This window comes from Rhodococcus sp. CX, assembly GCF_015865005.1.
Taxonomy (GTDB): domain Bacteria; phylum Actinomycetota; class Actinomycetes; order Mycobacteriales; family Mycobacteriaceae; genus Rhodococcus.
Genome location: NZ_JADZGH010000069.1, coordinates 40512 through 45277 on the forward strand (window position 1 = coordinate 40512; position 4766 = coordinate 45277).

The following is a 4766-nucleotide window of genomic DNA, read 5'->3' on the forward strand; positions in this document are numbered from 1 at the left end:
CAGGCCGTCGCGCTGCTCAGCTACGGCGGCACCGACGTCGACGACGCCGCGACCGAGCTCGCCCCCGTCGACATGATCACCGGCCCCGGCAACATCTACGTCACCGCCGCCAAGCGGCTGTGCCGCGCCGTCGTCGGAATCGACGCCGAGGCCGGGCCCACCGAGATCGCGATCCTCGCCGACCACACCGCCGACGCCGTGCACGTGGCCGCCGACCTGATCAGCCAGGCCGAACACGACGTGATGGCCGCCTCGGTCCTGGTCACCACCAGCACCGACCTGGCCGACGCCGTCGACGCCGCCCTCGCCGCGCAGCTCGAGATCACCAAGCACCGCGAACGTGTGACGACCGCGCTGTCCGGCAGCCAGTCCGGCATCGTCCTGGTCGACGATCTCGAGCAGGGCCTGCAGGTCGTCAACGCCTACGCCGCCGAGCACCTCGAGATCCAGACCGAGAACGCCTCCGAGGTGGCCGCGCGGGTCCGTGCCGCCGGCGCGATCTTCGTGGGGCCGTGGGCGCCGGTCAGCCTCGGCGACTACTGCGCCGGCTCGAACCACGTGCTGCCCACCGCCGGCTGCGCGCGGCACCAGTCCGGGCTGAGCGTGCAGACCTTCCTGCGCGGCATCCATGTCGTCGACTACAGCCGCGAAGCGCTGCAGGACGTCGCCGGGCACGTCATCACCCTCGCGAACGCCGAGGACCTGCCCGCCCACGGTGAGGCCGTGCGTCTGCGTTTCGAGGCTCTGCGATGAGCGGCGCACAGACCGGGACCGTGCCCGGCAGCCGCATCACCATCGACGACCTGCCCCTGCGCGAGAACCTGCGCGGCAAATCCGCCTACGGCGCACCGCAGTTGACGGTGCCGGTGCAGCTGAACACCAACGAGAACCCGCACCCGCCGACGCAAGCGCTCGTCGACGACGTCGCCGAGGCCGTGCGTGAGGCGGCGCGTGAGCTGCACCGCTACCCGGACCGCGACGCCGTGGCCCTGCGCACCGACCTCGCCGCCTACCTGACCCGGCAGACCGGTGTCGCAGTGGGTGTCGAAAACCTGTGGGCGGCGAACGGATCCAACGAGATCCTGCAGCAGATCCTGCAGGCGTTCGGTGGGCCGGGCCGTAGTGCGATGGGCTTCGTGCCGTCGTACTCGATGCACCCGATCATCTCCGACGGCACCCAGACCGAGTGGCTGGCGACCTACCGGCGCGACGATTTCACCCTCGACATCGAGGCCTCCGTCGCGGCGATCCGGGACCGTAAGCCCGACGTCGTGTTCGTCACCAGCCCGAACAACCCCACCGGGCACAGCATCCCGCTCGACCAGTTGCGGGTGATCGTCGAGGCCGCACCGGGCATCGTCATCGTCGACGAGGCGTACGCAGAGTTCTCCGCGGTGCCGAGCGCGCTCGCGCTGATCGACGAGTATCCGGCGAAGGTCATCGTCTCGCGCACCATGAGCAAGGCGTTCGCGTTCGCCGGGGGTCGCCTCGGCTACCTCGCCGCGGCGCCCGCCGTCGTCGAGGCACTGCTGCTGGTGCGACTGCCGTACCACCTGTCGGTGATCACCCAGGCCGCCGCCCGGGCGGCGCTGCGGCACGCCGAGGAGACGCTCGGGTCGGTCGCGGCACTGACCGCCGAGCGCATCCGCGTCGCCGCGGAACTGGCGCGCCTCGGCTACGAGGTGATCCCGTCGGACGCCAACTTCATCCTGTTCGGCCGGTTCGCGGACGCCCCCGCCACCTGGCAGCGCTACCTCGACGAAGGCGTGCTCATCCGGGACGTCGGCATCCCCGGCTACCTGCGCACCACCATCGGGTTGGCACACGAGAACGACGAATTGTTGCGCGTGAGTGAGCAACTCGCCGCAACGGAAATCGAGGGAACCCGATGAGCGACCGGATCGCGAAGGTCGAACGCACGACCAAGGAGTCGAGCATCAGCGTCGAGATCAATCTCGACGGCACCGGCCGCACCGACATCTCGACGGGTATCCCGTTCTACGACCACATGCTCACCGCGCTCGGCCAGCACGGTTCCTTCGACCTGACCGTCCACGCGAAGGGCGACGTCGAGATCGAGGCGCACCACACCGTCGAGGACACCGCGATCGTGCTCGGCCAGGCGTTCAACCAGGCCCTCGGCGACAAGCGCGGCATCCGCCGCTTCGGTGACTGCTTCATCCCCATGGACGAGACCCTCGCGCACGCGTCGGTGGACGTGTCGGGACGGCCGTACTGCGTGCACACCGGGGAACCGGACTACATGGTGCACTCGGTGATCGGCGGCTACCCGGGCGTGCCCTACGCCACGGTGATCAACAAGCACGTGTTCGAGTCGTTCGCGTTCCACGCCCGTATCGCGCTGCACGTGCGCGTGCTGTACGGCCGCGACCAGCACCACATCACCGAGGCCGAGTTCAAAGCGGTGGCGCGGGCGCTGCGCGAGGCCGTCGAACCGGACCCGCGGGTCAGCGGCATCCCGTCGACCAAGGGCAGCCTGTAGCCGATGGATGTCCTGTTGACCTACGGCTGCTTCCTGGTCGCAGGGCTGGCCGCCGGGGGAACGTGGTCGGCATGGAAAGCCGGCAACCAGCTGTTCGCCGGGGTGCTGCTGGCCCTGACGTTGCTCGCCGCGATCGCCGGGATCCTGAGGTTGCTGTGACGGCTGCGCCGGGCCTGCTCGGCATCCGTGGCCTTCTCGCGTCCTGGGCTCTCGCGGCCGCCGCGTTCGGCGGATTCTCGTTGCTGTTGCCCGTCGTCCCGTGGGCGATCGCGCAGGCGGGAGGCAGCGACACGCTCGCCGGATCGGTGACGACGGTGTTCATGGCGACCACGGTGCTCACCCAGCTGGCCATGCCGAAGCTGATGCGCGCCCGGGGACATCGGCAACTGCTGATCGCCGGGTGCCTGCTGCTCGGTCTGCCGTCGCTGGGGCTGCTCGCCTCGACCGCGCCGCCGGTGGTGCTGGGCATCTCGGCGGTGCGCGGCATCGGCTTCGGCATGATCACCGTGGCCGCGGCCGCGCTGGTCGCGGAACTGACCCCGGCCCGGCAGTTGGGCCGCGCCACCGGCGCCCTCGGCATCGCGATCGCCGCGTCGCAGATGATCGGTCTGCCGCTGGGCCTGTTCCTGGCCGAAAGGTTCTCGACCGCACCGGTGTTCGTGCTCGGTGCGCTCGTGCCCACACTCGGGCTCGTGGCCGCCGCACGGTTGCCGCGGGTCCGACCCGCCGCCGGCGCCACGCACGGCCGGCCTCCGCTGCTCGCACTGTTGCTGCCGACCGTGGCGATCGGTGCCGGCGCCATCGCCTACGGCGGCCTGACGTCGCTGCTGCAGATCGCGGCGGTGGGCCTGCCGGTGCCGATCGCCCTCGCCACGCTGAGCGCGTCCACGCTCGTCGGGCGGTTCGGCGCGGGATCGCTGGCCGACCGGATCGGTGCGGGCCGGTTGCTGCCGATCGGCTTGGCGCTCGCCGCGATCGCGATGGTGCCGTTCGCGCTCGTCGCCGACGACCGCGCCGGCGCGCCTGCGCTGATCGGCGCGGCGGCATGCTTCGGTCTCGGCTTCGGCATCGTGCAGAACGAGGCGCTGCTCGTCGCGTTCCGTCGCGCCGGCCCAAGCCACATCGGATCCGCGAGTGCCGCCTGGAACATCGGCTTCGACGCCGGTGCTGGCATCGGCGCGTTTCTGCTCGGCGCACTCGCGACCGCCGCGGGGTACCCGGCGGCCTTCGCGATCGCCGCGGTGCTCGTTCCGGTCCTTCCCCTCCTGGCCCGCCTTGCCGGGCCGTCCGACCCGAAACCACGACCCATAGAATCGAACCCATGAGCGCAAAGAACGTCGCCCTTCTCGACTACGGTTCCGGCAACCTGCATTCGGCTGCCCGGGCACTGGCCCGCACCGGAGCGAACGTCGAAGTCACCGCGGACCCGAAGGTCGCGCTCAACGCGGACGGCCTCGTCGTCCCTGGCGTCGGCGCGTTCGACGCGTGCATGAAGGGCCTGCGGGCCGTCGGGGGCGAGAAGCTCATCGGAACCCGCCTGGCCGGAGGCCGGCCGGTCCTCGGCATCTGCGTGGGCATGCAGGTCCTGTTCGAGAAGGGTGTCGAGCACGGCGTCGAGACCGAGGGCTGCGGCGAATGGCCGGGAACGGTCGCCCGCCTCGACGCCCCGGTGCTGCCGCACATGGGCTGGAACACCGTCGAAGCCCCCGCCGACTCGGTGCTGTTCGCCGGCCTCGACGCCGACACCCGCTTCTACTTCGTGCACTCCTACGCCGCGCAGGTGTGGGAACTGCCCGAACCCGAACGCATCGCCCCGCCGAAGCTCACGTGGGCCGAGCACGGCGTCAGGTTCCTCGCCGCCGTGGAGAACGGCCCGCTGTCGGCGACGCAGTTCCACCCGGAGAAGTCCGGAGACGCCGGCGCGGCATTGCTGCGCAACTGGGTCGGCAGCCTGTGACCGGCGCCGGCGGCCGAGGCGACGATCCACGCAAGGATCTGCCGCTGGGGAAGCTGGCGCTCGCGGTCGTCGGTTCGGCAACCGCGGTGCTCGCGCTCGTCACCGTGCTGATGATCGTGCTGCAGCCGGGTCCGGTCGTCGGGCTGATCATCGTCCTCGTCGGCATCGCCGGCGCCATCGCCGCGATGGGTGTCGTTTCGACGCGGATGACGCGCCGGGCCTACGGGCGCGGGGACGATCGCAGCTAGCCGGACCACGCCGCGGGGTGGTTCACGGACGCGACAGGCGGGCCGGATCCAGATCGAG

7 protein-coding genes are annotated in these 4766 nt (G+C 71.0%); all 7 read left to right on the forward strand.

Translation table 11 applies throughout. The annotated features are described in order from the left end of the window. On the forward strand, positions 1 to 753 hold a 753-nt coding region (gene hisD, locus I0Q12_RS32305; protein WP_231610202.1), incomplete at its 5' end, for a histidinol dehydrogenase. Continuing rightward, positions 750 to 1892: a histidinol-phosphate transaminase gene (locus I0Q12_RS07510; protein ID WP_197251332.1), complete on the forward strand. Its 1143-nt coding sequence runs from the start codon at positions 750 to 752 to the stop codon at positions 1890 to 1892. The genes hisD and I0Q12_RS07510, both read left to right, overlap by 4 nt. Next, a complete protein-coding gene (hisB, locus tag I0Q12_RS07515) occupies positions 1889 to 2503 on the forward strand; it encodes an imidazoleglycerol-phosphate dehydratase HisB (protein WP_197251333.1) in 615 nt (204 codons plus the stop codon). Before I0Q12_RS07510 ends, hisB begins: the two co-directional genes overlap by 4 nt. A 3-nt stretch (positions 2504 to 2506) precedes the next feature. Continuing rightward, positions 2507 to 2662: a hypothetical protein gene (locus I0Q12_RS32310; protein ID WP_231610203.1), complete on the forward strand. Its 156-nt coding sequence runs from the start codon at positions 2507 to 2509 to the stop codon at positions 2660 to 2662. 23 nt (positions 2663 to 2685) lie between these two features. Beyond that, positions 2686 to 3828, forward strand: a complete 1143-nt coding sequence (locus I0Q12_RS07520; protein WP_248674918.1) for an MFS transporter — start codon at positions 2686 to 2688, stop codon at positions 3826 to 3828. Then, a complete protein-coding gene (hisH, locus tag I0Q12_RS07525) occupies positions 3825 to 4460 on the forward strand; it encodes an imidazole glycerol phosphate synthase subunit HisH (RefSeq protein WP_197251335.1) in 636 nt (211 codons plus the stop codon). Before I0Q12_RS07520 ends, hisH begins: the two co-directional genes overlap by 4 nt. Continuing rightward, positions 4457 to 4708: a hypothetical protein gene (locus I0Q12_RS07530; protein WP_197251336.1), complete on the forward strand. Its 252-nt coding sequence runs from the start codon at positions 4457 to 4459 to the stop codon at positions 4706 to 4708. The genes hisH and I0Q12_RS07530 overlap by 4 nt, the downstream gene beginning before the upstream one ends. Positions 4709 to 4766: the final 58 nt, after the last annotated feature.